Below are 24,894 nucleotides of genomic sequence, written 5' to 3' on the forward strand. Positions count from 1 at the left end.
TTCAGCGCCCATGAGATCGAGCGCCGCCCGCGCGGCGCATCGCGACGCAAGGCCGCTCCCACATCTGTTTCGGGCCAATCATGTCTGATAGGCCATGGTTGTCAGCCTGATGGGCCCGGCGCGATATCTGTGTTGCCGCCAAAGGCGAACAACCATGGCCTGACAGACAAACAAATGTGGGAGCGGCCTTGCGTCGCGATGCGCCGCGCGGGCGGCGCTCGATCTCAAGGCCGCTGCAAAACCCAAGCGTACCCCTCTCAAACCCCCAAATACCGCTGTGACAAATCCGCTCGCGCCGCCAACTCCCCAGGCGTCCCCTGCCAAACCTGGCGCCCCTTCTCGATGATGTGATGCCGATCCACTACCCGCGCCATTTCCTTCAGATTCTTGTCGATCACCAGGATCGTCTCGCCTTCGGCCTTGAGTGCCGCCAGGCAATGCCAGATCTGCTCACGAATGATCGGCGCCAGTCCCTCGGTCGCTTCATCGAGAATCAGCAGATTGGGGTTGGTCAGCAGGGCACGGCCCACCACCAGCATCTGCTGCTCGCCCCCGGACAACGTGCGCGACAGCTGATCCTGGCGCTCCTGCAACCGCGGAAACAGCTGGTACACCCGCGGCAGGTCCCATTTGCCCTTGCTGGCGGTGGCCAGCAGGTTTTCGCGTACGCTCAGGCTGCCAAAGGCGCGGCGCCCCTCCGGCACCAGGCCCAGGCCCGCCTTGGCGATACGATAGGGCGCGGCGCCGAGCATTTCGGTGCCATGAATGCGAATACTGCCGGCGCTGGGCTTGATCAGGCCCATGATCGACTTGACCGTGGTGGTCTTGCCCATGCCGTTGCGGCCGATCAGCGATACCACCTGGCCTTGCTCGATACTCAGGTGCATGTCGAACAGCACCTGGCTCAACCCGTAGCCGGCCACCAATCCCTGCACTTCAAGCATGTTCTTCTCCCAAATAGGCGGCCCGCACCTGCGGATCGTTGCGCACCTGCTCGACCGTGCCGGTCAGCACCGTCTGGCCGTACACCAGCACAGTGATGCGGTCGGCCAGGGCAAATACCGCGTCCATGTCGTGCTCCACCAGTAGGATCGAATAGCGACCCTTTAGGCCGTGCAGCAGCTCGGTCATGCGTGCCGACTCCTCGGCCCCCATCCCGGCCATCGGTTCGTCGAGCAACAGCACCGATGCTTCCTGGGCCAAAGCCAGGGCAATCTCCAGTTGGCGCCGCTCGCCGTGCGACAGTTCGCTGACCAGATCCTGCGCCCGGTCCTGCAGGCCGACCTGCCGCAGGTATTGCAGCGCAGGCTCCAGCAGGCGTCGATCACGGGCCAGCGGTTGCCACATGCCAAACGCTTGCCCTTCACGCGCAGCGATGGCCAAGCCGACGTTCTCCAGCAGGCTGAACTCGGTGTACAGCTGGCTGACCTGGAAGGCCCGGGCCAACCCAAGCCGTGGGCGTTCCCAGGCCGGAACCTGGGTGATGTCGCGGCCTTGCAGGTGGATCTGACCCTGGTCAGGGAAGATTTCGCCGGCGATCTGCGCAATCAAGGTGGATTTGCCTGCACCGTTGGGGCCAATGATCGCGTGCAATTCACCGCTGGCCAGTTCCAGACTGGCATCGTTGGTCGCCTTCACAGCGCCGAAGGCCTTGTGCAGCTGGCGTATCGACAGTTGTCCGCTCATGGTTGAACCTCCGCACTCGCCACCACCAACGCTGGCTTGGCCTTGCGCTTGCGCCGCAACATCCCCAGCAGCAGGCCATATACCCCTTGCTTGCCGAACAGCACCACCAGCAACAGCAGTGGCCCGAAGATCAGCATCCAGTGCTCGGTCCATTGGCTGAGCACCTGTTCCAGGCCCAGGTAGGTCGCGGCGCCGAGTACAGGGCCGAGGAGGGTGCCGACACCACCCAGGATGACCATGGCCATCAGCTCGCCGGACTTTTGCCAGGCGCCCATGTCCGGGCTGATGAACAGTGCATAGTTGGCCCAGAGAATGCCCGCAAGGCCACCACCGGTGCCGGCGATGACGAATGCGGTCAGGCGATAGCGCAATGGTTTGAGGCCAAGGCTCACGGTACGCCGCTCGCTCTGCTTGAGACCGCGCAACACGAAGCCGAAGCGGGAGTTCACCAGGCGTCGGCACATTAGCAGCCAGCCCAGCAACAACGCACTGCACAGGTAGTAGAAATGGTTGGCGTCGGACAGGTTCAGGGCACCCAGGGTATTGCGCTCGCCGAGCAGGATGCCGTCGTCGCCGCCATACAACGACAGCGAACTGAGCACGAAATAAAGCATCTGCCCAAAGGCCAGGGTGATCATGATGAACTGCACGCCGGTGGTGCGCAGCGACAGGTAACCCACTACCAGCGAGAACAGGGCGCAGATCAGCAGCGCCAGTGGCCACACCACCAGCGCATCGTTGCTCCCCGCCCAACCCCACAGCGGCATGGCCTGGGAGGTGTGGAAGGCGACGATGCCGACGATGTAGCCGCCCAGGCCGAAGAACGCGGCATGGCCGAAGCTGACCATGGCGCCATAGCCGATCAACAGGTCGAGGCTGATCGCGGCCATGCCGTAGATCGCCAGGCGGGTGAAGAAGCTGACCAGGTAGGGCTCGTTCAGCCAGTTGGCCAGTAACGGCACCAGGGCGAAGATCGCCAGGCAAGCCAGGTCGATGACAAGACGTGGTGACATGCGGTTCTCCTCAGGCTCGGGCCGGCAGCAGGCCGCGCGGGCGTAGCAGCAGCACCACGGCCATGACGATGTAGGCACTGGCGGACACCAGGCCGGCGCTTACGGTGCCGCTGCTCTCGCTGGGCAGCAGCTGGTCGAGCAACGGGGGGATGTAGGCGCGCCCCAGGCTGTCGACCATGCCGATCAGCAGGGCACCGACCAGTGCACCGCGTACCGAGCCGACACCGCCGACCACGATGACCACGAAGGTAGTGATCAGGATCTTCTCGCCCATGCCGATCTCCACCGACAGCAGCGGCGCCGCCATGAACCCGGCGAGCCCGCAGAGTACGCAGCCGAAAACGAACACCAAGGTATACAACCGGGCGATGTTCACCCCCAGCGCACCGACCATTTCATGATCGTCAGCGCCGGCGCGTATCAGCATGCCGAGGCGGGTACGGCTGATCAGCCACCACATGCCGATGGCCACGACGATGCCGGCGGCGATGAACAGCAGGCGGCTGACCGGATACATCAATCCAGGCAACACCTGGACGAAGCTCGAATACCACTGCGGCGTCGGCATCGCCGGCGGGCTGCGGCCGAACAGCACGGTCAGCAGTTCGTTGCTGAAGAACACTACCGCCAGGGTCGCCAGCACCTGATCCAGGTGGTCGCGCTTGTACAGCCTGCGCATGATCGAGGTCTCGATCAGCGCTCCGTAGCAGGCGGCGCCGAGCACGGCTGCCAGGCCGCCGAGCCAGAACGATCCGGTGCTCATGGCGGTGTACGCGGCGCAGAAGGCGCCGACCATGTAGAAAGCACCGTGGGCGAGATTGATCACTCCCATGATGCCGAAAATCAGGGTCAACCCGGAGGCCAGCAGAAACAGCAGCGCGCTGTACTGCAACCCGTTGAGAATCTGTTCGAGCAATAACATATGGCGTTCCTCATGAGCGCGCCCTGCAGCGGGCTGCAGGGCGAGCAGCGTCAGCAGCGGATCAGAGCTTGCAAAGCGCCGCGTAGCTGTCGACGTGGTGACTGGCCAAGGTCTTGATCGGCACTTCCTGCAACGTGCCGTCGGCGCCGGTCTGTACCTGCAACAGGTACCAATCGATCACCGGGTGCTGGTTCTGGGCGAAGCTGAAGTTGCCGCGGATCGAGTCGAACTTGACGTTGTGCATCGCCGTGCGGAATGCCGGCACATCCTTGAGGTTGCCCTGGGTGGTGTTCAGCGCCGCCCCTATGAGGCGCGCGGTGTCGTAGCTCTGGGCCGCGTACACCGTGGGTTGGCGCTTGTATTTCTCGGTGAATGCCTTGACGAAGGCCTGGTTGGCCGGATTGCTCGATTGCGGGTTCCACAGGGTGACGATATTGGTGCCCTTGGCCACTTCGCCGGTGGCTGCGAGCATGCGCTCGTCCATCGAGAACACCGGTACCACCATCGGAATCGTCGCCGACAGCCCGGAACTGCCGTATTGCTTGGCGAAGTTGATGCCACCGCCACCTGGGTGGAACTGGAAGATCGCGTCAGGTGCCAGCGAACGGATCCGTGCCAGCTCTACCGAGAAATCCAGCTGGTTGAGCTTGGTGTAGATCTCGGTGACCTCGCCCTTGTAGGTGCGCTTGAAGCCTGCCAACGCATCACGACCGCCCTGGTAGTTGGGGGCGAGGATGACCATCTTCTTGTAGCCCAGCTCGTTGGCGGCGACGCCAGCCATCTCGTGCGGGGTGTCGTTCTGGTAGGAGCCGACGAAGTAGTTGGCCATGCATTTTTCGCCAGCCAGCGTCGAAGGGGCGGTGTTGATGCTGACGTAGAAGCCGTCCTTGGTCGCGGTATTGATCACCGCCGCGAGTACGTTGGAGAAAATCACCCCGGTGTACAGCGAAACGCCGTCCAGGCTCATCCGGTCGGCGATCTGCTTGGCCTTGGCCGGTTGCAGCCCGTCGTCCTCGACGATCAGTTGCACCGGCACGCCGCCCAGTTTGCCGCCTTCCTGGTCGATCGCCAGCTCAAAGCCATCGCGGGAATCTTCGCCCAGGTAACCGGCAGGCGTGGACAAGGTAGTGATGAAACCGATCCGGACAGGCTCCACGGCCTGGGCGGCAGCAGCCGCGCAGAGGGTAGTTGCCAGACATGCACGCAATATCAGGTTTTTCATGATGCGGCCTTTGCAGTAGGTCGAGGAGGGCAGCGTTGCGGTACTCGGGCGGGCCGAAGTGTTGTTGTTATCGGTTCAGCTGTTGCTTTCGGTGAACTTCTCCAGGTACAGGCGGCTGTGTTCCAGGCCGTTGTCGCTGCGCCAGGTCTTGATCGACTCGACCATCGGTGGTGGGCCGCACAGGTACACATCGAAGGGCTGATCGCGCAGCGCCGCGACGTCCAGGTGCTCGGCGATGTAGCCGGATTTGCCCGGCCAATCGCCGCCGGGTTCGCTGACCACCGGGGTAAAGCGAAAGCCAGGTACGCGCTGGGCATAGGCCTCGATACGCGCCAGTTCGCACAGGTCGGCGGCGTTGCGCACGCCGTAGTACAGGTGCACGGGGTGGCCGCAACCGCCCTGTTCGGCGATCTCGTCGAGCATGCCGAGAAATGCCGACAGCCCGGTGCCGCCAGCGATCATCAGCAATGGCCGGTCGACATGGCGCAGGTAGAACGCACCCAGCGGTGCTTCCAGCTCGATGACATCTCCCACCTCGCAGCGCTGGCGCATGTAGTCGCTCATCACGCCGCTGGGCAGCAAACGGATGAGGAACTGCAACTGGCTGCTACCGGGTGCACTGGCGAAGGAGTACGAGCGCCGGTGCTCGGTGCCCGGCACCTTCAGGCGTGCGTACTGGCCGGGCAGGTAGTCCAGCGCGGCGCCGACCGCACCAGTCTCGACGTGGAGGATGGCGGTGGTCGGCGACACCTGCTGTACCTGGCTGACCGTGCCTTGCAAATTGGCCGGGCCGGCGCTGCCACAGAGGCTGGAGTCGAAGTCGAAATAGAAGGCAGCGTCCGACTGCACGCGGGTCTGGCAGGTCAGCACCTTGCGCTCGGCCAGGTCTTGCGCCGACAGCGCTTCGTCGTCCACGTAGTCCTGGGTGTATTGGCCCGACTCGCAACGGCCCTGGCAAGTGGCGCAGACGCCTTCGCGGCAGTCCAGCGGTATCTTGATGCCGCTGCGCAAGGCTGCGTCGAGCAGGATCTCGTTGTTCTGCACCTGGCAGAACAGCGTCTTGCCGTCGGCAAAACTGAAGGCGACTTTGTGTGGCATGGTCGTGTTCCGCAGGAATCAGAGGTGGTAGAAGTCGAGCACGGAGTTGATCCGGTCGTTTAGCAGCACCACGTGCTTGCGGGCGATCTTCCAGCTGTCGCCGTCCGGGCGCAGGCGGTAGGTGGCCAGGCCGTAGAACTGGTCGCTGGTCTGCATGCGGTAGAACAGCGTGTGCCAGTTGACCCGCACCTCCAGCTCGTCATTGGCCAGTGGCGCGATGCGCACGTTGTTCAGCAAATGCACGGTACGCGGCATCGGAATGGTCGAGGCGGCCTTGCCGGTGCGGATGCGGAACACGCGGTCTTCCAGGCCTCCGCGGTTGGCGTAGTAGATCAACGACATGCCTTTCTTGGGATCGGTGGTGTACACATGCTCGGAATCCCACTGCGGCAGGTGGAACTCGCTGTCCTCGCTGAACATCGAGAGGTAGGTGTCCCAATCCTGGTTGTCACAGGCCTCGGCGTTGCGGTAGAGGAATTGTTCGACGCGGTATTGCAGTTGCGCATTCATGGTCACACTTCCTTGAGCTTGAGCGATTGCTGCTCGTTCGCCTTGCGGGCCAGGCCTTCGAGCAGGAACCGTTGCCAGTTGGCGTGCTGGTTGACGTAGAGGCCTTCGTGGGTGAATTCGGTGCCGGTCAGGGCCGGGCGGATACCGATGGTCTCGCTATTGGGCGTAGCGCCCTCGACCCACTTGCCTTCACCGCGGGAAATATCGCTCCAGCGCTCCAGGCGCGCCTGGAAGCCGCGCTGGGCTTCGCGGAACTCCACCAGGTCGTCTGGCGTGCCGAGCCCGGATACGTTGAAGAAGTCTTCGAACTGGCGGATGCGGTTCTCACGATCGGCGTCCGATTCGCCGACCACCCCCAAGCAGAAGCTGTTGATCTCGGTCTTGTTCCAGGCCAGCGGACGAATGATCCGCAACTGCGAGCTGATCTGGTCGAGGAAGAACATGCTCGGATAGATGTTCAGGTTGCGCAGGCGGTGCATCATCCATTGGGCCTTGCCCTGGCCATGTTCCTCGACCAGACGCGGCATGATGGTGGCGTAGCCGGGGCGGACCGCCGGGTTGGGCATGTCGCTGAACAGCACGCTGTGGCCGTTGTGGAAGGCGAACCAGCCGTCGTCGGTTTCCTTGTCGCCGGCCCCGAGCTTGCTGTAGTCCAGGGTGTCGCTGGCGGCCAGGCCTTTTTCGGCATTGACCTGCTGACGATGCTGCACGGTGGCGACGTAGTTGTAATGCACGGTACTGACGTGATAACCGTCCAGTCCGTTCTCGTTCTGCAGCTTCCAGTTACCGTCGTAGGTGTAGGCGCTCTTGCCGGGCAGTACTTCGAGCTGGCCGGTGGGGGATTGCGCCACCATCATGTCGAAGAACACCTTGGCATCGCCGAGGAAATCTTCCAGGGTATCGCTGCCACCCACGTCGAGGCTGACGAAGACGAACCCCTTGTAGCTTTCGATGCGGGCCTTCTTCAGCCCGCGGGTGGCCTTGTCGAAGCCTTCCGGGTATTCGCCGGGTGCCTTGACCTTCACCAGGCGGCCATCGCTCTTGTAGCACCAGGCGTGGAACGGGCAGGTGAAGGTGGACTGGTTGCCCTTGCCGACACGCGTCAGGGTGGTACCGCGGTGCTGGCAGGCGTTGATCAGGGCGTTGAGCTTGCCTTCGCCATCTCGGGTGATGATCAGCGGCTGACGTCCGGCGCGCATCGTCAGGAAGTCGTGGTTGTTGGCGATTTCGCTCTCGTGGCAGGCGTAGATCCAGTTCTTCTCGAAAATCAGTTCCATTTCCAGGTCAAAGAGGTCCGGCTCGGTGAACATGTCGCGGGCGATCCGGTAAACACCGTCCTGCGGCCGAAAGTCCAGGCAACTTTCAACAAATTGTTTCCACTGTTCAACGCTTCTCGTTTGACTCATGGTGCAGTCCTCGGCCATCGGGCTAATTCATGCATCCATTAAATGAGCACGCCTGGCGCAGGGTCTATCCGCTTAATAAGTGAATAGCATCCAGAAAATCGGCGACATTTCTCCAGATGTTTTGCCGAGCCCTGCAAACCCGGAAATACCTGCCGTTCGTGGCTGAGCATTTGGCTATTTGTCTTCAACTAACGGGATAGCCGCTACCGGCCCGCTTGCCGCTTAATTCGTCCCCAGACACCGACAGAGTGTTTTTCAAACGCTAACGACGACTGCCCTTTGCATAACGGCCTTGCGGCCGTCCAAATAAAAATGCCGTGTTGCGTGCGGCCTGGGGAAGAACGACATGTTGCAACGAACTTGGTGGGTGAGGGGTGTTCAAACCATTGGCCTGTGTGCGCCGCTGTTGGCGCAAGCCGATATCGTCGATGACAGCAACTTGGCGCTGGGACTGCGCAACTTCTACATCGACCGCGACTTCAAGGGCGACAACCCGGCGCGTTCGCGGGTCGGTAGCTGGACCCAGGGTTTCGATTTGCGTTTCGCCTCTGGCTATAGCGATGGCCCGCTGCAATTCGGCGTGGATGCCAACGTGCAATATGCGATTCGCCTGGATGGCGGAGGCGGGCGCGGTGACGACACCATCATCCCCTATAGCGTCAGCCGCCAGGCCCAGCCCGATGACTATGGGCGAGGTGGCCTGACCTTCAAGATGCGCTACTCCAAGACCGAGCTGAAAATCGGTGAACTACGGCCGATCCTGCCTGTGGTGGTGATCGATGATTCCCGTCAGTTGACCACCACCTATCGCGGCGGCTTGCTCGAGTCCAGGGAAATCGACGGCCTGACCCTGCATGCCGGGCGCCTCACCGAGTTCGGCACGCGTAACTCGTCCAACTACGAGAAGCTCTACCTGCAGACTGGCTCCGGCGTGGTGCGCGGCAGCGACGGGATGAACCTTGCGGGCGGCAGCTACGTCTTCAACAAGGCCTGGACCGGCAGCTACTACTACGCGCAAGTCGAGGACATCTACCAGCAGCACTACCTGGGCGTGACCAACCTGACCGACCTGGGCGCGGGCTATGGGCTCAAGACCGATTTGCGCTACTTCAACAACAACGGGGACGGCGATGCCCTGTATGGCGACATCGACAACCGTTCCTACGGCATCATGACCACCTTGAGGAAGGGCGCTCACGCGTTCGGCGTGGGCTACCAGCGCATGCTCGGCGACAGTAATTTCCCCACCCTGGGCGGCTACGTGCCACAACCCTACCTGGTGAACTGGTCACGCGTGGCGTTCATCAAGCCCAACGAGAAGTCCTGGCAGGCGCGCTACGACTACGATTTTGCCGGCATGGGTATTCCGGGTCTGAAGTTCATGACCCGTTACCTCAAGGGCACCTCGATCGATCGCGGTGACACCTTGAGCGAAGCTGCCGAAAGCGAGCGCAACCTGATCTTGTCCTATGTGGTGCAAAGTGGGCCTTTGCAAGGGTTGGGATTCGAGGCGGGTAATGTGGTGGCCAAGTTCAGCCATGGTAACGACTGGGTCGAGAACCGGCTGGTCACCCTGTACACCTGGAAATTCTGGTAACGCTCTGCCCCGAAATCGAACATCACCTGGCGCTGCAATCAGGCGGGCCAGGGTTGTTCGAGGGCCATACGCCGGCAATGGGCGCGTCCGATATCCACTTAATCGTTCATTGCTAGCCAGAAAATCCGAATATGCCCAGTGCTCGGTGTGCCGGGCATAGCCCTTGCTTGGTTAATGAGCAAACGCGCCGAAGAGCGCGCCGATATCCCTAGCCGTGGGTGCATTTCATGAACCAACCGAGCACGAACCACCCGAACATAGTTACGTTCAGAGATATTCGAATAGATCGCTACGACCTCGCCGGTGCGCGGGACTGGATGGCCGGTATTTGCGGGCCACACGAGTTGCAGACTCGCCAGCCGAACCGCATTCATTTTCACCACAGCGCCAACGTCTTCAAATCCATGTCCACCACCCTGGGGCGCATGGAATACGGCACCGACGTGACCATCGGTGTCGAGGATGCCGAACACCTCAATTGCTACAGCCTGAGCCTGCCACTGCGTGGCGAGCAGGAACTGGTCAAGAATGGCCAGCGCCTGCGGTCCGACCGCGACCAGGGGCTGATCGTCACACCCTACGAAACCCAGACCCTGAGCATGACCGGTGACTGCCACAAGGTCTCGGTGGTGATCACCCGCATGGCCATGCGCCAGACCCTGGAGTCGATGTTGCAGCGCCCACTGGACGTGCCACTGGTATTCGATCCGGTAATGGATGCCGTGGAGGGCGCCTCGGCCTCGTGGTGGCGCATGGCGCGCTATTACGTCGAGGAACTGGAGCGCGGGCATGGCCTGTTCGAGCATGTGGCGTTCAGCCGCGACGTGGAGACCGCCCTTATCAAGGGGCTGATTCTGTCACAGCCCAACAACTACAGCACCGAGCTACGCGAGCAGACGAGCAGCAAGTTGCCGTATTACCTGGTGCGGGCCAAGAATTACATCGAGGCCAACGCCCGTGAAGAGATGCACCTGGAAGACATAGAACACGCCGCTGGGGTCTCGCGGTTCAAGCTGTTCGAAGGTTTTCGCAAGTATTTCGGTTTGTCGCCCATGGCGTACCTGAAGAAATACCGGCTCGCTGCCGTGCGCCAGGAAATCCTCGAGGATGCCTCACAGCGCAATATCTCGGTGATTGCGATGGGCTGGGGGTTCTCGCACCTTGGGCGATTCGCCAGCGAATACCGCAAGCTGTTCAACGAGGCGCCCAGCGCGACCTTGCAGCGCAACGAAGCCCGCCGTAATCGGTCGTTGTGAGATGAACGGCCTGCACGGCAACACCGCCAATCGCCTGGGTCTCGATCTCTCGGCGTTGTTCAACCAACCGGGTTTCAGCAGCTGTTCCGCCCAGGCAGTGCAGCAGCGTTTGGGCGAAGCGCTGGTCGACCATGAACTGGATTGGCCCGATGGCAGGGTGGATGTCACCTTGCACCGAGGCCAGGTCGCCAGTTGCGAGCTGTATGCGCTGCGGTATGGCGGCCAGGTTGAGATTCGTCCGCAACCTTTCGAGGATTTCGTCCTGGTGCAGATGCCCTTGCAGGGCAATGCCACATTGCAGTGCGACGGCATCAGCCATTGCGTGAGCCCTGGCGACGCGGCCGTGTTGGCTCCGCGCGAGGATGCGCGGGTGCTGTGGGAGGCGGGTTGCGAGCAATTGATTCTCAAACTGCCGCGTGCGCTGGTCGAGACGTGCCAGGCGCATATGGACCCGGGAGCGGGGTTGCCAGCCTTGAGCCGGCTACAACGGCCATTGGCCGTGCGCTGGCTGCGCTTGGTCAGCGAGTTGCTGGAGCATTTGCCACGTGGTGAGCAGGCGGTGCCGCTGTCGCCTTGGCTGCAGCACCTGGAGCAAAGTTTGCCGCTGTTTCTCCTCAGCCACTGCACGAGCGAGCCCGACGCCGGTGGTGAGACACGCCAGCCTGCGCGCAACCTGGAGCGCCTCGACGCGTGCATGCGCGGTTATCTGAACCAGAGCATCAGCTTGCCGCAACTGGCGAGCGAGGCGGGTATGAGCATTCGCAGTCTGAATACCTTGTGTCAGCGCGAGTATGCCCAAAGCCCGATGGACCGCCTGCGCAGCCTGCGTCTGGATGCGGCGCGGGATCATCTGCTTGGCAACCCTGCTGCCAGTGTCACAGAAGTAGCCTTGGAATATGGCTTTGCCCATATCGGACGATTCGCCGCCTACTACCGACAGCGTTTCGGCGAGTTGCCGCGCCAGACGCGCGGAATAGGTTAGCCAAGGCGTCTGGCACGGGATGCGCCCGTGTTCGCGGCGGTTCGGCGCCCGGACAAGCCCGCGCCTACAGCAATAGCGCCGATCCCGGCCACATTGTGGGAGCGGCCTTGTGTCGCGAAAGGGCTGCAGCGCAGCCCCCGCATCCTCAAGTCGCGTGATCAGGTCACTTCTTCAGCGCCTGGAACGACTTGACCATATCCTGCGCCCAGCCATCGAGCACAGCCCGGGCATCCTTGGCCTGCATCACCTGGGAAGCGTTTTCCAGCTCGGCGCCGGCACCTTTGCGCACCACTTGCGCCACCACCTGGTTGTTGCCGCCATCGAGGAAGGCCGCCTCGGTGGCGATACTGGTGTCCTGGTCACGAATGCCCGTGGCGGTACTCACACCGGCTGCAATCAGCGCGATGGGAATCACCTCGTAAGGCCTCAGGCCCTTGGTCTCGGCACTCACCGCCGTAATGGCCGGGCGCACGATCAGCACGTTCGGGCCTGGGCCATTGGCCAGGGGCAATGCCTTGGAGAATTGGTTCTTCAACGCCTGGTCATAAGACTGGGTGATGCCCGTCAGGGTACTTTGCGGAATCTTCTCGGTCGGCTGCGGCTTGGGATAGAGCTGGCTGGGCTCGATGTAGACGCTGGTGTAGCGGTTGGCGTCTATGCCAGGCTTGATCCAACGCATCACCGGCGCACCGCTGGGAGATTTCTCCTCTTTCAGCAGGCTGTAGTTCTTGAGAAATCCGGAATATTGATCCGACTCGACGTACTTGCTCGCACACCCTGAGAGCAACATGGAGGAAACGCACAGCGTTACAGCGAATGACTTGAGTTTCATGTTCTGATTCTCCTTCGGACATCCAACTGCACTGTTTTAGACACACAGCTAGCACCGCCACCCGTACCAGGCGATTTGACAAGCTGGGCTATTGCGGACACCTACAGCGCCATACAGTTTTTACGTCTAGTCTTGTGCTCGTAATCACGCTAGGCGCAAACATCAAAATTGCAACCGCAATGCCGGAACTGTGCATCCGTAGCCCGAGCGGGTGGCGTGACGGCTTGCGTACGGCTGGAGCATGGCTATCCAAGGGGAAAGCACATGGGCCAAACCAGTGACCTGATCATCTGCGAATACTGCGACACGCTTTACCAGCGCACTTCACTTGGCCGCCATCAGCGCGCACTTTGTCCGCAGTGCGGCGGGGTTTTGTATCGCCATTGCAATTTAACGATTCAGCAGCGACTGGCACTTAGTGTCACCGGTGGCGTATTGCTGATATTCGCAAACTTCTATCCCGTCATGACCATCAGCATGCAGGGGCTGTCCAACTCGGCAACGTTGTGGGACTCGGTGCAGATCCTCAGTAGCGGCAGCATCACCTTCATTGCCCTGGTCATGGCGCTGGCCATCATCCTTGCCCCCCTCCTGCAAATCGGCCTGTTGTGCTGGCTGCTCAGCTTTGCCCTTGCCGGGCAACGCGCGCCTGGCTTCGCCACCTGCATGCGTGGCCTGGAAGCCCTGCGTCCCTGGAGCATGCTCGAGGTGTGCCTGTTGGGGGCGATGGTCGCGGTGATCAAGCTGGCGGGGTTGCTCGAAGTCATTCCCGGTATCGGCCTGCTGGCATTGGCAGCCTTGAGCATGTTGATCATCTACATCGCCGGTCGCGACATCCGTGACTTGTGGGAGCAGGTATGAGTACGCCGGTGCGTGCCGACGAAGCAGGCTTGTGCCTGTGCCACGGTTGCGGGCAAGCCTGCGACCTGCACAGCGACGCGCACACCTGCACACGCTGCGGCGCGCCCATCCACCGGCGCAAGGCCAACGCCATCAGCCGCGGCTGGGCGTTCTTGCTGGCTGCGCTGGTGTTCTACGTGCCAGCCAACCTGTTGCCGGTGATGCACACCGAGATGCTCGGCAGTGGTAGCGACAGCACCATTGGCGGGGGTGTGATCGAGTTCTGGGAGGCCGGAGCCTGGGATATCGCGCTGATCATCTTCATCGCCAGCATGGGCGTGCCGGCCATCAAGTTCTTTTCCCTCGGGCTGTTGCTGTTTACCGCAGGGCGCCGCTCCGCCTGGGCACGCCGGCAGCGTTCACAACTGTTTCGCTTCGTCGAGCTGATCGGCTACTGGTCGATGCTCGACGTGATGGTGGTGGCCCTGGTGGCCGCACTGGTGCAGTTGCGCGGGTTGGGCACCATCGAGCCGCGCGAGGGCATCCTGTTTTTCGGCATGGTCGTGGTGCTGACCATGTTCTCGGCCAATAGCTTCGACCCACGCCTGATCTGGGATCGCCACGACAACCAAGGGGGCCGCACGGATGGTGCAGGAGACTGAGAAGCGCGCATTGGCGGGGCAGGCGCAGGTGCGCACCCGGCGCTGGAACGTGTCATTGGTGTGGATCGTGCCGATCCTGGCGATCCTGGTGGGGGCATCGCTGGTCGTGCGCAACTGGATGCAGGAAGGCCCGGTCATCTCGATTTTCTTCAATTCCGGCGAAGGCCTGGTGGCGCACAAGACCCAAGTCAAGTACCGCAGCGTGGTGATCGGCGAGGTCACCTCGGTGGACCTGGCGGACGACCGCACGGGTGTGGTCGCCAAGGTGCAGCTCTCCGACGACGCCCGTTCCTTCGCCACCAAGGGCGCGCGCTTCTGGGTAGTGCGCCCGCGTATTGGAGCGGGCGGCATCTCCGGGGTCGATACGTTGCTGTCGGGCAGTTTCATCGGTGCCGATGCCGGCGAGTCCAAGGCGCCGGAAAAGAACTTCAAGGGCCTCGAGTTGCCGCCGCCGATCACCTATGGTGAGAAGGGCAAGCATTTCGTGCTCGGCGCTTCCGATCTGGGCTCGCTGGATATCGGCTCATCCATCTACTACCGCAAGATTCCAGTCGGGGAGGTGGTGTCGTTTTCCCTCAAGAAAGATGGTTCGGGCGTGGATATCGGCATCTTCGTGCAGGCGCCGTTCGACGCGTTCGTCACCACCGACACGCGTTTCTGGAATGCCAGCGGCATCGACATGCAGATCGGCGCCAACGGCCTCAAGGTCGACACCGAGTCATTGTCGTCCATCCTCGTGGGGCGCTTGGCGTTCGGTGCGCCGGACTTCGCTCCCGAGGCCCAGGCCGCGGCCGACAACGCCCAGTTCCAGCTGTTTGGCGACCGGGAGACGGCCCTGGCTCCGCCCAGTGGCCCGGCGCAATACCTGCAACTGCGCTTCGACCAGGCCATGCGCGGTTTGTCGGTAGGCGCGCCGGTAGAGTTCAAAGGCGTGGAATTCGGCAGGGTCACGTCGATCAAGCTGGACTACGATCCGGTCAAGCAAAGCTTTCCGGTGGTGGTCGATGCGGTGATCTACCCACAACGGCTGGGGCCGGTGCACCAGAAGATGCTGGGCGTGTTCAAGCACAAAGAGGGCGACATGGAAGGCGCCAGACGGCTGATCGGCACCTTCGTCGAGCATGGCTTGCGGGCTCAGGCCCGCAGCGGCAACCTGATCACCGGACAGATGTTCGTCTCGCTCGATTTCTATCCCGACGCGCCCAAGGTCGCGTTCGACGCCACGGCCAACCCCATCGTGATCCCCACGCTGCCGGGCAGCCTCGAGAAACTGCAGGAACAACTGCAGCATGTGGTCGAACGCATCGGCAAGCTGCCGCTGGAAAGCATCGCCAACAATCTCGATGGCACCCTGCGCGACCTGCGGGCCAATCTCAAGCAGTTCAACGGTCAGACCCTGCCGAGCGTGAAAGCTACCCTCGACGACCTGCAGAAGACCCTGCAGAGCGCCAACTCGACCATTGCCGAGGACTCTCCCCAGCGTGAGCGGCTGGGGGAAACGCTCGACGAACTGGAACGCATGTCGCGCTCGCTGCGAGACTTGTCCGATTACCTGGGCCGGCACCCTGAATCGCTGATCCGCGGCCGGCCGAAGGCGGCTGGCGCAGACAGCGTGAAACCTTGAGGCGCATAGAGGAATGACACCCATGCATCGACTGCGTAATCTCTGCGTCGCCAGTGTGCTCGCCGGGCTCTGGGCCTGCAGCAGTGCGCCGAACAACTACCATACCCTGGTGCCGGCGCAGCCACCCCAGGCCGGCACCCAGAACATCCAGGTCAGCCGGGTCAGCATGCCGCCCCAGGTGGACCGCCCGCAGATCGTGGTGCGCCAGGGCGACAGCGGCCTGGCCATCCTGGAAACCGAATGGTGGGGCGCCAACCTTGTCGATGAGTTCAAGAGTGCCCTGCAGGACCAGCTTGGCGGCCCTGCGGGTGGCCCCAAGACGCTGCTGCGGGTAGATGTGCAACGTTTCGACACAGTGCCGGGCCAGTATGCTTCCCTTGAAGCCATGTGGCGGCTAAAGCGGCCCGACGAGGCCGAAATCACCTGCCGCACTTCGTTGCAGACGCCTGCGGACAACTCCATCACCAGCCTGGTCAACGCCCATCAGGCCAACCTGCGCAAACTGGCGCAAGTGGTGCGGGCAGCTTCGGTGCCTGGCAGGGGTAGGGTGCCCAAGCGCCTGACATGGCCCATGCGACACAGGAGCAGGCATGCCGACGGACCCTTTGCTCACACGGATAGCCCGCTTGCAGCGAGCGCTTGCGGCCATTGGCCCTGATACCGTGGGCAAGCGCCTGCAGCACGCGGGAAGTGACGAATTGGACCGCCTTGCCGACGTGATCAATGGCTTGCTCGATCGGCTCGAGTACAGCGAGGCGCGCGACAGGGCATTGCTCCAGGGCATGGCGGACGGCTATTTCGAACTCGATCGAGACGCCCGCTTCGTCTCGGCCAACCCGGCGCTATGCCGCATGCTGGGCTACCCGCTCAGCCAAATGATCGGCCAGACGTTCGCCTCCTTGCAAAGCGGGCATGCCCTGTATCCCGCCAGCGTACCGTCGGTAACCGAAGCCGAACCCGGCGCGCCGGTGTCGGCCTGGCTGCAACGGGCCGATGGCAGCACTGGCTATTTCGAAAGCCATATCTCCTGGCTGCGGGCCGACAACGGTGATCTGGTGGGCTACCGCGGCATCGTGCATGACGTCAGCGAGCACGTGCAACATCAGCAAGCCTTGTACGAAATGGCGTATCAGGATGCGCTGACGAAGCTGGGTAACCGCAAGGCGTTCTACCAGGACCTGGCCATGCACATAGGCAGCGGCAAGGGGCCATTGGCAGTGCTGTTTCTCGACCTCGACCGCTTCAAGCAGGTGAACGATACCTTCGGCCATGATGTGGGCGATGAACTGCTGGGGTGCATGGCCGAGCGGCTGCGCAATGCGCTGCGTGCACCGGCCAAGGCCTATCGACTGGGCGGCGATGAATTCACCTTGATCCTGCCGGGGACTGGCCGGGAAGGCGCGACGGCGCTGGCGGGGCGCGTGCTCAAGGTGGTATCGGAGCCCGTGAGCCTGGGGACTGTGGTTATCGACTTCGTCACGCCCAGCATCGGCCTGGCGCTGGCGCCCGAGCATGCCGGCGATGTCTCGGGGCTCTTGAAGTGTGCGGACCATGCCATGTACGAGGCCAAGCAGCAGCGTGGATGCGTCTGCGTGTACCGGGCGTAACCGGGTAAGATGCAGGTCAATCCATCGACCGTTGCGCACAGCATGAAAAGTCCACTGTTCATCTCCCTGGATGGTCCGAAGGGCACAGGTAAAACCACGCTCGCAGAAGCCGTGACCCAGGCGCTGCGGGCCGACGGCCACAAGGTGGTGCGGCTTTCGGAAAAGATGAATGACCCTCACAGGGCCGAGACCATGGGCCTGGTCAACGCACTGGCGAGAAACCCCTCGGTGGCGCTGGAACTGAGCATCTGCGAGCGCCTTGCGCAAAGCCGCGCCTGGATCTCCCAGCACGTGCTGCCCAAACAACCTGCGGGCAGCATCATCCTGATCGACCGCTGGTATCCGTCCGACGCCGCGTTCCGGCGGTTGATCCCCTTCGCCGAGGCGTTGCGGCTGAACATGGAGCAACACGTGCGCGTGCCCGACCTGCACGTCGGGGTGGTCACCGACCCACAAATCTCGTGGGACAGGGCAGCGGCGCGCACGCGTGGGCTGGGCAGCACGGTGATCCAGGCGTTTCATGAGCACGTGGCGGCGACCCAGGCGTTCGAGCAGGCGTTCATCGATCACGGCTGGCTGTTGTGCCGCAACGAGGGCACGATCGAGCTCGCGACCCGGCAGGTGGCGGCTGCGATCGGTGAGGTGATCCGAGGCGCCGACCAGGTTGTGGGCAGACGCGGCTATCTCTGAAAGTCTAAGGCCACTGCGCCGGGAAACGCCTTACACTTAGGCTTTTGTCAGCCCAGAGCATCGCTGTGAACTTCACCGATCAAACTTTCGACACGATCCTCAATGCCCTGCACGATGGCGTGTACATCACCGATGGCGCCGGGATCACCGTCAAGGTCAATACCGCGTACGAGCGCTTGACGGGTTTGCAGAGCGATCAGCTGATCGGACGCAGCATGCACGAGCTGGTGCGCGATGGCGTGGTCTCGCAATCGGCGTCCTTGCGGGTACTGCAGCAGGGCGCACCGGTTTCGGTGATGCAGAGCCTGGGCAATGGCAAGAAGCTGCTGGTGAGCGCCACGCCTATTTTCCAGGACCGTCGGGTCAGCTACGTGGTCAGCGCGGTGCGCGACATGACCGAGTTGCTGCGCATGAAACATGAGCGCGACGAACTCGCCGGGCTCAAGAAGCTGCGCCAGAGCACCGCGCAATTGCACGCTGGCAAATACCAGAAGCTGGCGCAGTCTTCCGAGGTGTTCGACCAGGCGCAGTCCGGTCCGCTGTTCGCCCAGGCGCGGCGTGTGGCGGGCAGTGACGTGAAGGTGCTGTTGCTGGGCGAAACCGGTGTCGGCAAAGGCCTCATCGCGCAGTACATCCACAATGCCAGCGCGCGGGCCAAGGAGCCGTTCATACCGCTCAACTGCGGTGCGATGCCGGAAAACCTCATCGAGGCGGAGTTGTTCGGCTACGCGCCAGGGGCGTTCACCGGAGCAGCGGCCAAGGGCAAGCGCGGCCTTCTGGAACTGGCCAACCACGGCACCTTGTTTCTCGATGAAGTCGGCGATCTGCCCTTGTCGGTGCAGGTCAAGTTGCTCAAGGTGATCGAGGAGAACCGGTTCATTCCTGTGGGCGGACTGGAGTTGCGCGAAGTGGACGTGCGGATCATCAGCGCTACCCACCATGATCTGCGTGAACGGGTCGCGCAGGGCCTTTTCCGCGCCGACCTGTACTACCGACTGAACGTGGTGCCCATTCGCATTCCTGCGCTTCGCGAGCGCAGCGGGGAAGTTGCCACGTTGCTGGAGCGTTACCTGCGTCAATTCTGCGAGCGGTATTCGCGCAACATGACCTGGGGGCTGGAAGCCCTGGACTTGCTCTGCGAATACGCATGGCCCGGAAACATCCGCGAGCTGATCAACCTGGTGGAACGCCTGGTTGTCACTTGCGAGAGCGACACCATCGAGGCGCTGGACCTGCCTGAGGAAATCCTCAACCTTCACCAGGATCGCCTGAACCAGAACCACCTACCGCTGCGCAAGGTGCTGGAGAACGCCGAGCGGGGCGCCATCCTTGCCGCCATGCGCGAGCACAAGACCACGCGGCTGGCTGCCAAGGCGCTGGGCGTCAGCCAGGCGACCGTCGTGCAGAAAATGAAGCGCTGGGAGCAGACTGATTAGTTTTCTGATCGGCGCCGCTGATTTTGATCCAGATCCTGATCGCCAGCCCAGTCAAAAACCTGAAGAAACCGGCCGCAGACCGCGGAATCCGGCGGCTGCAGGACCTTGGCACATGTTTTGTTACCACCCGGTTCGACTCAATTAAAACAACGAGGATGAGCCGATGACTGTTGCTGCCTTTCAGATCGCCAATAAACTCCTGACCGGCGCCAACGCCGTTGAACAACTCGACGCCGAGTTGACCCGCCTGAACGTCCATAACCCTTTGATCGTGACCGATGCCATCCTGGTCAAGTCCGGCACTGTCGGCCTGGCGCTAGCCCAGCTGGGTGGCCGCCGCCATGGCATCTATGACCAGGTTCAGCCGGAGCCTGAAATCAGGCTGGTCGAAGACTGTGCCCGTGCCTTCCGCGAGGGTGGTCATGACGGGCTGATCGGCTTGGGCGGCGGCAGCGCGATCGATATCGCCAAAGGGGTCGCGGCCTTTGCCGGGCACGAGGGCGACCTGGCCGAGTTGTTCGGTGTCGATCAGGTCCGCCGCAAAGGGCCACCGCTGATCGCGATTCCCACTACGGCCGGCACCGGTTCGGAGGTCACCAACGTGGCGATCTTCTCCGACAAGAAAGCGCAGCTGAAAAAAGGCATCGTCAGCAACTACCTGTTGCCCGATGTGGCGCTGGTCAGCCCGATCATGACCCGCACCTGTCCGCCTGGCGTCACTGCTGCCAGCGGTGTCGACGCGCTGGTGCATGCGATCGAAGCCTACCTGTCGCTCAATCGCTCGCCGATCACCGACGCCATCGCCCTCGGTGCCATCAAGATGATCGCCCGCGCTTTGCCCAAGGCTTTCGCCAACCCCGATGACCTTGCGGCGCGCGAGGACATGGCGACGGCGAGCCTGATGGGCGGCATGGCCTTCGGCAACGCCGGCGTTGGCGCAGTGCATGCGCTGGCCTACCCGCTGGGCGGGCGCTTCAACATCGCCCACGGCGTCAGCAATGCCTTGCTGCTGCCGTATGTGATGCGCTGGAACAAGCTGGCCTGTGCCGAACGGCTTCGCGACGTGGCGCAGGCCATGGGGGTAAACGTGACCGGGTTGAGCGACAGCCAGGCGGCGGACGCCGGGGTCGAGGCGATGGCCGAGCTGTGCGCCGCCGTTGCCATTCCCACCGGGCTGCGCGCCTTCAAAGTCCCCGAGGAGGCATTGCCCGCCATGGCAGAGGAGGCCAGCAAGATCGACCGGTTGATGCGCAACAACCCGCGCAAGCTCAGCGCCGCGGAGATCGAGGCGATCTACCGAGCCGCCTGGTAACTGCCTCATCGAGCACGCGATGAACCTGGCACCCAGCAGTGGGTGCCAAAGCCTACAAGACCAATAAGACGGTATACCGATGTCCAACACTAGCCATGAAAGCCCCTACATTCCCTTGGGCCCTTTCAAAGTTCGCCTGCCCTTCATTCACTATCGTTTCGAACTGCCCGACTACCTCCAGGGCCTGTTGATGTGCGCCGTGGACCTCGCGGCCATTCCGTTGATGACCGAACTGCTGGGCATGCCTTTCGAGGTGGCCCTGGCCGTGGTCATGCTCAACGGATTGCTTTACCTCACTCACCACCTGCTCGGCGACCCCACCGTGCCCGGCTGGATCACGCCGGCTGTGCCGTTGTTGATGGCCTATTGCGCCAAGTTCCCTGAAGGCCCGGAGCGCGTCCACGCGCTGATTGCGTTCCAGTTATTGCTGGGTGTGTTCTCGATCGTACTCGGCGCAACCGGCATGGCCAAGAAGGTGTTCACCTACGTGCCCTCGGCCATCAAGTCCGGAATCATCGTCGGCGCAGGTTTCAGCGCCGTCATGTCGGTGTTCCAGGTGGGCGGGAAGTTCGATGTCCTGCCCATCACCATCAGCATCACCGTGGGGCTGGCCTTCTACCTGATCTTCTCGCAGCACTTCGCCAAGCTGAAGCAACGCAATCGCTTCTGGTGGAACTTCGCCAAGCTCGGCATCCTGCCGATCATCCTGCTCGCCGTGGTGATCGCACCGCTGGCGCAGGAAGCCGCCTGGCCGACGATCAAGTGGGGTATCAGCACGCCTGATTTCGTCGGGTTGTGGAACAACTACACGGTGTTCGGGCTCGGCATGCCGCCGGTTTCGATGTTCATCTCGGCGATCCCGATGGTGCTCGCGGTCTACATCGTGGTGTTTGGCGATGTGCTCAGCGCCAAGGTGCTGCTCGACGAGGCCGAGCAAGTGCGTACCGACCAGAAGGTGGACTACAACCCCGACCGTGCGCACCTGATCTTCGGCGGGCGCAACGCGTTCATGAGCATCTTCGGCCCAGACGTGGCCATGTGCGGCCCCAAGTGGGCGGCGATGCTGGTGGTGATCATCGAACGTTTCAAGGGCGGCCCACGCGCCATGCAGTCGATCATTGGCGGGGTAGGCTCGTTCCGTTGGGGCACCAACACCGGCTTGCTGCTGTTGCCGGTGGTCACCCTGGTGCAGCCAATTCTGGGTGTCGCCCTGGCGCTGACGTTGCTGATTCAGGGCTATGTCAGTGTGCGACTTGGCGTGCTGGAGGCCAAAAGCCAGCGGGACCTGGGCATCGCTGGCGTTATCGGCGCGGTATTGGCGATCAAGGGTGCGAGTTGGGCATTCGCCATTGGTGTGGTGTTGTGCTTGCTGATCTACGGCAAGAACTTCTTCAAGGGGGAGAACGATCGCACCTTCAGCCGTGATCTCGAAGCGGCTGACGACAGTGCTGCGCCTGAGACGCCGGCGCCAAAAGCAGCCGTGGCCAGGCCTGTGACGGTGGATTGAACAGCCTGTGGGGGCGGCGGGCTAAGGCCTGTCGCCCTCGTCTGGCAGGTTGGCCGCCGCGATGCGCTGTACCGGCTCGCCCCCTGCGTCACATGAGCCGCAGGATCCGCAGCCGTCGCTTGTGCAATGCCCTGGCTTGGGCGGCCTCAAGCGTCGCCATACAGTGCGCAAGGCCCAGAGCATTGCCAGTGCCACGATGACGTACTGCAGCGCCGCGCTCATGAAACCAGCCCCACGATGTGATAGGTAACCCAGGCCATCACGTAGGCGACCGCGAACATGTAGCCGAAGGCCAACGCGACGTTGCGCCAGCTGGCGGTCTCCTTGCGGATGACCGCCAGGGTCGACATGCACTGGGGTGCAAAGGCGAACCACACCATCAGCGACAGCGCACTTGCCAGTGATATCTGCGTGGCCAGCACCTGACCCAGCGCCGACACATTGTCGGCATTGCCGACGGCATACACGGTCGCCAGGGTCGCGACGGCGGTTTCACGTGCGGCGAAGGCCGGAATCAGCGCCAGGGTGATTTGCCAATTGAAACCCAGCGGTGCGAACAGCGGTTGCAACGCTTGGCCGAGGTAGCCGGCCACGCTGTAGTCGATGGCAGGGCCCGGCGCGCCGGCAGGAGGGTTGGGGAAGGTCGAGATGAACCACATGATGACCGTCAGGGCGAGAATCACGCCCGTGAGCTTCTTCAGGAACAGGTAACCACGCTCCCAGAGCCGCAGCGCGAGGTCGCGCACCCGCGGCAGCCGGTAGGCGGGCAGCTCCATCAGCAGCAGCGGTTGCTCACTGGCGGTCGGCCGCAGCCGCTTGCATACCCAGCCCACGGCCATGGCGCCGACAATGCCCAGTACGTAGAGGCCGAGCAAGACCAAACCCTGCAAACCAAACACCCCGGCAACACGCTGGTCGGGCACCACCGCACCAATCAGCAGGGCATACACCGGCAACCGCGCCGAACACGTCATCAACGGCGCGACCAGAATGGTAGTGAGCCGGTCATAACGATCGCTGATGCTGCGCGCCCCGATGATGCCCGGAATGGCGCAGGCGAAACTCGACAGCAAGGGGATGAAAGAGCGCCCGGTCAGGCCGACACCGCGCATCAGCCGGTCGAGAATGAACGCCGCACGGGGCAGGTACCCGGAGTCTTCCAGTACGAAAATGAAGAAGAACAACACCAGAATCTGCGGCAAGAAGCCTAGAACGGTGCCAAGGCCACCGATCAGGCCGTCGCATAGCAACCCTTGCAAGGGGCCGGCGGGGAGGAGGGTAGCGATCAGCGTCGCCAGGCTGTCGAAGCCATCGGCGATGAGGTCGGTGATCGGCCTGCCGATCTGGTAGACCCCCTGGAAGACCAGGAGCATGACCGTGAGCAACACCAGCGGGCCAATCACCGGATGGATCAGCCAGCGGTCGACGGCATCGACGCGGGCATCGGAGAGCTGGGGGATCTCGACACAGGCCGCCAGCACCTGGCGCACCCGCTGGTGCAAGTCTTCGATCGGCTCAGGCGCTGCAGCGGCGGTCGCTGCTTGCGGGGCGTGGTCAAGGTGCTTGAGCAGCGCATCGGCGCCGTCTCGGCGAATGGCGACGGTTTCCACGACAGCAACGCCCAGTTCAGCCGATAGCTTGCCAGTATCGATACGGATTCCGCGCTTGCGTGCAGCGTCGGCCATGTTCAGTACCAGCACCAGCGGGATACCGAAGCGCTGGACTTCGAGCACGAAGCGCAGGTGCAGCCGCAAGTTGGTGGCATCGGCCACGCACAGCAGCAAGTCGGGGCGCTGTTCGCCTGGGTACTCGCCCTGCAGCACCCGTAACGTTACCCGCTCATCTTCGCTGACTGCCGACAGGCTGTAGGTGCCAGGCAGGTCGAGCACCCGGCATGCCCTGCCTTCAGGGGTGCGCAGAGTACCTTCCTTGCGCTCGACCGTGGCGCCGGCGTAGTTGGCGACTTTTTGCCGGGCACCGGTGAGCAGGTTGAACAGGGCGGTCTTGCCGCAGTTGGGGTTACCGACCAGGGCCAGGCGGCTAGCGTTCATCGACAGCCACCTCGACCAGTACCATCTTCGCTTCGCTGCGCCGCAGTGCGAAGCGCGTGCCGCCCACTTGCACCAGGATCGGGTCACCGCCCCATGGCGCACGAGCCACCACCGCAACCGCCTCGCCGGGCACGAAGCCTATGTCCTGCAGGCGTTGGCTAAGCGTGGAGGATGCGTTCGAAGGTAAGACCCCAGTGACGAACGCTTGCCGTTGGCGCGGTAGATCGGACAAGAGCATCGGCTTTCCAGAAATGATAACGATTAGTTTTGGCAGCGATCCTATGCAGGGAGGGGAGGAGGTGCAAGGAAAGTGAAGACATCTTCATGAACAGCTGAATCGTTATTGCGCCGGAATAGGCCGGGAGAGAGACCAGCTACATCGGCGCCGTTGCAGCCCAGGACAGGTTTTCCAGGATGATGGACTGCGTACCTTCTGGAAGGGTGGGCCAGTACTTGAAGACGAAGAAGTACGCCAGACCCGCAATCACATAGAGGGTAAGTGCACAGGCTGGGATGACATAACGAATGCTATAGAGCAGGCCAGCAGTCTTTTTCAGGATCTCGGTCATGGTGACAGGTGCTACGGGAAAGATTGGAGAGGGGGCGGGATGCAGCTTCATGTTGAGCAAGTGCTTCACAGG

At 62.5% G+C, this 24,894-nt stretch carries 23 protein-coding genes and 1 pseudogene; 12 read left to right on the top strand and 12 right to left on the bottom strand.

What is annotated here, in order from left to right; translation table 11 throughout:
* Window positions 1–257: 257 nt before the first annotated feature.
* The 8 genes from E6B08_RS14190 to antA form a co-directional block, all read right to left on the bottom strand.
* Window positions 258–944, bottom strand: coding sequence for an ABC transporter ATP-binding protein (locus E6B08_RS14190; RefSeq protein WP_136914600.1), 687 nt, complete (start codon window positions 942–944; stop codon window positions 258–260).
* The gene (locus tag E6B08_RS14195) at window positions 937–1,686 is read right to left on the bottom strand and encodes an ABC transporter ATP-binding protein (protein WP_136914601.1); all 750 of its coding nucleotides are present in this window, start codon (window positions 1,684–1,686) and stop codon (window positions 937–939) included. The genes E6B08_RS14190 and E6B08_RS14195 overlap by 8 nt, the downstream gene beginning before the upstream one ends.
* Window positions 1,683–2,699, bottom strand: a complete 1,017-nt coding sequence (locus tag E6B08_RS14200) for a branched-chain amino acid ABC transporter permease (protein ID WP_136914602.1) — start codon at window positions 2,697–2,699, stop codon at window positions 1,683–1,685. Before E6B08_RS14200 ends, E6B08_RS14195 begins: the two co-directional genes overlap by 4 nt.
* A 10-nt stretch (window positions 2,700–2,709) precedes the next feature.
* Window positions 2,710–3,621 carry a branched-chain amino acid ABC transporter permease gene (locus E6B08_RS14205; RefSeq protein WP_136914603.1) on the bottom strand — a complete coding sequence of 304 codons (912 nt, stop codon included), beginning with the start codon at window positions 3,619–3,621 and terminating at the stop codon, window positions 2,710–2,712.
* Between the two features lie 61 nt (window positions 3,622–3,682).
* On the bottom strand, window positions 3,683–4,843 hold the full coding sequence (locus E6B08_RS14210; RefSeq protein ID WP_136914604.1) for an ABC transporter substrate-binding protein: 1,161 nt from the start codon (window positions 4,841–4,843) through the stop codon (window positions 3,683–3,685).
* Between the two features lie 75 nt (window positions 4,844–4,918).
* Complete coding sequence (gene antC, locus E6B08_RS14215) at window positions 4,919–5,941, bottom strand: anthranilate 1,2-dioxygenase electron transfer component AntC (protein WP_136914605.1); 1,023 nt, start codon at window positions 5,939–5,941, stop codon at window positions 4,919–4,921.
* Between the two features lie 18 nt (window positions 5,942–5,959).
* Window positions 5,960–6,451, bottom strand: coding sequence for an anthranilate 1,2-dioxygenase small subunit (gene antB / locus E6B08_RS14220; RefSeq protein ID WP_136914606.1), 492 nt, complete (start codon window positions 6,449–6,451; stop codon window positions 5,960–5,962).
* 2 nt (window positions 6,452–6,453) lie between these two features.
* On the bottom strand, window positions 6,454–7,857 hold the full coding sequence (gene antA, locus E6B08_RS14225; protein ID WP_136914607.1) for an anthranilate 1,2-dioxygenase large subunit: 1,404 nt from the start codon (window positions 7,855–7,857) through the stop codon (window positions 6,454–6,456).
* 346 nt (window positions 7,858–8,203) lie between these two features.
* On the opposite strand from antA, the gene E6B08_RS14230 reads away from it, so the two are divergent.
* The 3 genes from E6B08_RS14230 (at window position 8,204) to E6B08_RS14240 (ending at window position 11,692) form a co-directional block, all read left to right on the top strand.
* Entirely contained in the window at window positions 8,204–9,454 is a 1,251-nt protein-coding gene (locus tag E6B08_RS14230; protein ID WP_136914608.1) for an OprD family porin, read from the top strand.
* Between the two features lie 227 nt (window positions 9,455–9,681).
* Window positions 9,682–10,710: an AraC family transcriptional regulator gene (locus E6B08_RS14235; RefSeq protein WP_136914609.1), complete on the top strand. Its 1,029-nt coding sequence runs from the start codon at window positions 9,682–9,684 to the stop codon at window positions 10,708–10,710.
* Window position 10,711: 1 nt separating this feature from the next.
* Window positions 10,712–11,692 (top strand): AraC family transcriptional regulator, encoded by a 981-nt coding sequence (locus tag E6B08_RS14240; protein ID WP_136914610.1) that lies wholly within the window; start codon window positions 10,712–10,714, stop codon window positions 11,690–11,692.
* Between the two features lie 163 nt (window positions 11,693–11,855).
* On the opposite strand, the gene E6B08_RS14245 is transcribed toward E6B08_RS14240, so the two are convergent.
* Window positions 11,856–12,524 (bottom strand): DUF3313 domain-containing protein, encoded by a 669-nt coding sequence (locus E6B08_RS14245; protein WP_136914611.1) that lies wholly within the window; start codon window positions 12,522–12,524, stop codon window positions 11,856–11,858.
* A 264-nt stretch (window positions 12,525–12,788) separates the two neighbouring features.
* Between E6B08_RS14245 and E6B08_RS14250 the strand changes: the two genes are divergently transcribed.
* The 9 genes and pseudogenes from E6B08_RS14250 (at window position 12,789) to E6B08_RS14290 (ending at window position 22,202) form a co-directional block, all read left to right on the top strand.
* Window positions 12,789–13,385 carry a paraquat-inducible protein A gene (locus E6B08_RS14250; protein ID WP_136914612.1) on the top strand — a complete coding sequence of 199 codons (597 nt, stop codon included), beginning with the start codon at window positions 12,789–12,791 and terminating at the stop codon, window positions 13,383–13,385.
* Window positions 13,382–14,026: a paraquat-inducible protein A gene (locus E6B08_RS14255; RefSeq protein WP_136914613.1), complete on the top strand. Its 645-nt coding sequence runs from the start codon at window positions 13,382–13,384 to the stop codon at window positions 14,024–14,026. Before E6B08_RS14250 ends, E6B08_RS14255 begins: the two co-directional genes overlap by 4 nt.
* Entirely contained in the window at window positions 14,010–15,650 is a 1,641-nt protein-coding gene (locus E6B08_RS14260) for an intermembrane transport protein PqiB (RefSeq protein WP_136914614.1), read from the top strand. The genes E6B08_RS14255 and E6B08_RS14260 overlap by 17 nt, the downstream gene beginning before the upstream one ends.
* 22 nt (window positions 15,651–15,672) lie before the next feature.
* Window positions 15,673–16,197: pseudogene (locus E6B08_RS14265) on the top strand (PqiC family protein); the annotation flags it as partial.
* Between the two features lie 43 nt (window positions 16,198–16,240).
* Window positions 16,241–17,257 carry a diguanylate cyclase domain-containing protein gene (locus tag E6B08_RS14270; protein WP_136914616.1) on the top strand — a complete coding sequence of 339 codons (1,017 nt, stop codon included), beginning with the start codon at window positions 16,241–16,243 and terminating at the stop codon, window positions 17,255–17,257.
* 42 nt (window positions 17,258–17,299) lie between these two features.
* Entirely contained in the window at window positions 17,300–17,947 is a 648-nt protein-coding gene (locus tag E6B08_RS14275; RefSeq protein ID WP_136914617.1) for a dTMP kinase, read from the top strand.
* A gap of 65 nt (window positions 17,948–18,012) precedes the next feature.
* Window positions 18,013–19,383, top strand: coding sequence for a sigma-54 interaction domain-containing protein (locus E6B08_RS14280; protein ID WP_136914618.1), 1,371 nt, complete (start codon window positions 18,013–18,015; stop codon window positions 19,381–19,383).
* Window positions 19,384–19,546: 163 nt separating this feature from the next.
* A complete protein-coding gene (locus E6B08_RS14285) occupies window positions 19,547–20,695 on the top strand; it encodes an iron-containing alcohol dehydrogenase (RefSeq protein WP_136914619.1) in 1,149 nt (382 codons plus the stop codon).
* A gap of 79 nt (window positions 20,696–20,774) precedes the next feature.
* Window positions 20,775–22,202: a DUF3360 domain-containing protein gene (locus tag E6B08_RS14290; protein ID WP_238349335.1), complete on the top strand. Its 1,428-nt coding sequence runs from the start codon at window positions 20,775–20,777 to the stop codon at window positions 22,200–22,202.
* 218 nt (window positions 22,203–22,420) lie between these two features.
* Here the strand turns inward: E6B08_RS14290 and feoB are convergent, their stop codons facing one another.
* The 3 genes from feoB to E6B08_RS14310 all read right to left on the bottom strand — a co-directional run bounded on the left by feoB (window position 22,421) and on the right by E6B08_RS14310 (window position 24,873).
* The gene (feoB, locus tag E6B08_RS14300; protein WP_136914621.1) at window positions 22,421–24,253 is read right to left on the bottom strand and encodes a ferrous iron transporter B; all 1,833 of its coding nucleotides are present in this window, start codon (window positions 24,251–24,253) and stop codon (window positions 22,421–22,423) included.
* On the bottom strand, window positions 24,243–24,491 hold the full coding sequence (locus tag E6B08_RS14305; protein ID WP_136914622.1) for a FeoA family protein: 249 nt from the start codon (window positions 24,489–24,491) through the stop codon (window positions 24,243–24,245). Before E6B08_RS14305 ends, feoB begins: the two co-directional genes overlap by 11 nt.
* Window positions 24,492–24,627: 136 nt before the next feature.
* A complete protein-coding gene (locus E6B08_RS14310) occupies window positions 24,628–24,873 on the bottom strand; it encodes a hypothetical protein (protein WP_136914623.1) in 246 nt (81 codons plus the stop codon).
* Window positions 24,874–24,894: the final 21 nt, after the last annotated feature.

Source organism: Pseudomonas putida (assembly GCF_005080685.1).
GTDB classification, from domain to species: Bacteria; Pseudomonadota; Gammaproteobacteria; order Pseudomonadales; family Pseudomonadaceae; genus Aquipseudomonas; species Aquipseudomonas putida_V.

Excerpts from the sequence above, each read along its gene's own strand:
- E6B08_RS14285 (WP_136914619.1), top strand. The coding sequence starts at position 19,547 with ATGACTGTTGCTGCCTTTCAGATCGCCAATAAACTCCTGACCGGCGCC.
- E6B08_RS14210 (WP_136914604.1), bottom strand. The coding sequence starts at position 4,843 with ATGAAAAACCTGATATTGCGTGCATGTCTGGCAACTACCCTCTGCGCG.
- E6B08_RS14250 (WP_136914612.1), top strand. The coding sequence starts at position 12,789 with ATGGGCCAAACCAGTGACCTGATCATCTGCGAATACTGCGACACGCTT.
- E6B08_RS14255 (WP_136914613.1), top strand. The coding sequence starts at position 13,382 with ATGAGTACGCCGGTGCGTGCCGACGAAGCAGGCTTGTGCCTGTGCCAC.
- E6B08_RS14310 (WP_136914623.1), bottom strand. The coding sequence starts at position 24,873 with ATGAAGCTGCATCCCGCCCCCTCTCCAATCTTTCCCGTAGCACCTGTC.
- E6B08_RS14200 (WP_136914602.1), bottom strand. The coding sequence starts at position 2,699 with ATGTCACCACGTCTTGTCATCGACCTGGCTTGCCTGGCGATCTTCGCC.
- antA (WP_136914607.1), bottom strand. The coding sequence starts at position 7,857 with ATGAGTCAAACGAGAAGCGTTGAACAGTGGAAACAATTTGTTGAAAGT.
- E6B08_RS14230 (WP_136914608.1), top strand. The coding sequence starts at position 8,204 with ATGTTGCAACGAACTTGGTGGGTGAGGGGTGTTCAAACCATTGGCCTG.
- E6B08_RS14235 (WP_136914609.1), top strand. The coding sequence starts at position 9,682 with ATGAACCAACCGAGCACGAACCACCCGAACATAGTTACGTTCAGAGAT.
- E6B08_RS14270 (WP_136914616.1), top strand. The coding sequence starts at position 16,241 with ATGCCGACGGACCCTTTGCTCACACGGATAGCCCGCTTGCAGCGAGCG.
- E6B08_RS14240 (WP_136914610.1), top strand. The coding sequence starts at position 10,712 with ATGAACGGCCTGCACGGCAACACCGCCAATCGCCTGGGTCTCGATCTC.
- E6B08_RS14205 (WP_136914603.1), bottom strand. The coding sequence starts at position 3,621 with ATGTTATTGCTCGAACAGATTCTCAACGGGTTGCAGTACAGCGCGCTG.
- E6B08_RS14275 (WP_136914617.1), top strand. The coding sequence starts at position 17,300 with ATGAAAAGTCCACTGTTCATCTCCCTGGATGGTCCGAAGGGCACAGGT.
- E6B08_RS14305 (WP_136914622.1), bottom strand. The coding sequence starts at position 24,491 with ATGCTCTTGTCCGATCTACCGCGCCAACGGCAAGCGTTCGTCACTGGG.
- E6B08_RS14290 (WP_238349335.1), top strand. The coding sequence starts at position 20,775 with ATGTCCAACACTAGCCATGAAAGCCCCTACATTCCCTTGGGCCCTTTC.
- antB (WP_136914606.1), bottom strand. The coding sequence starts at position 6,451 with ATGAATGCGCAACTGCAATACCGCGTCGAACAATTCCTCTACCGCAAC.
- E6B08_RS14190 (WP_136914600.1), bottom strand. The coding sequence starts at position 944 with ATGCTTGAAGTGCAGGGATTGGTGGCCGGCTACGGGTTGAGCCAGGTG.
- antC (WP_136914605.1), bottom strand. The coding sequence starts at position 5,941 with ATGCCACACAAAGTCGCCTTCAGTTTTGCCGACGGCAAGACGCTGTTC.
- E6B08_RS14245 (WP_136914611.1), bottom strand. The coding sequence starts at position 12,524 with ATGAAACTCAAGTCATTCGCTGTAACGCTGTGCGTTTCCTCCATGTTG.
- E6B08_RS14195 (WP_136914601.1), bottom strand. The coding sequence starts at position 1,686 with ATGAGCGGACAACTGTCGATACGCCAGCTGCACAAGGCCTTCGGCGCT.
- E6B08_RS14260 (WP_136914614.1), top strand. The coding sequence starts at position 14,010 with ATGGTGCAGGAGACTGAGAAGCGCGCATTGGCGGGGCAGGCGCAGGTG.
- feoB (WP_136914621.1), bottom strand. The coding sequence starts at position 24,253 with ATGAACGCTAGCCGCCTGGCCCTGGTCGGTAACCCCAACTGCGGCAAG.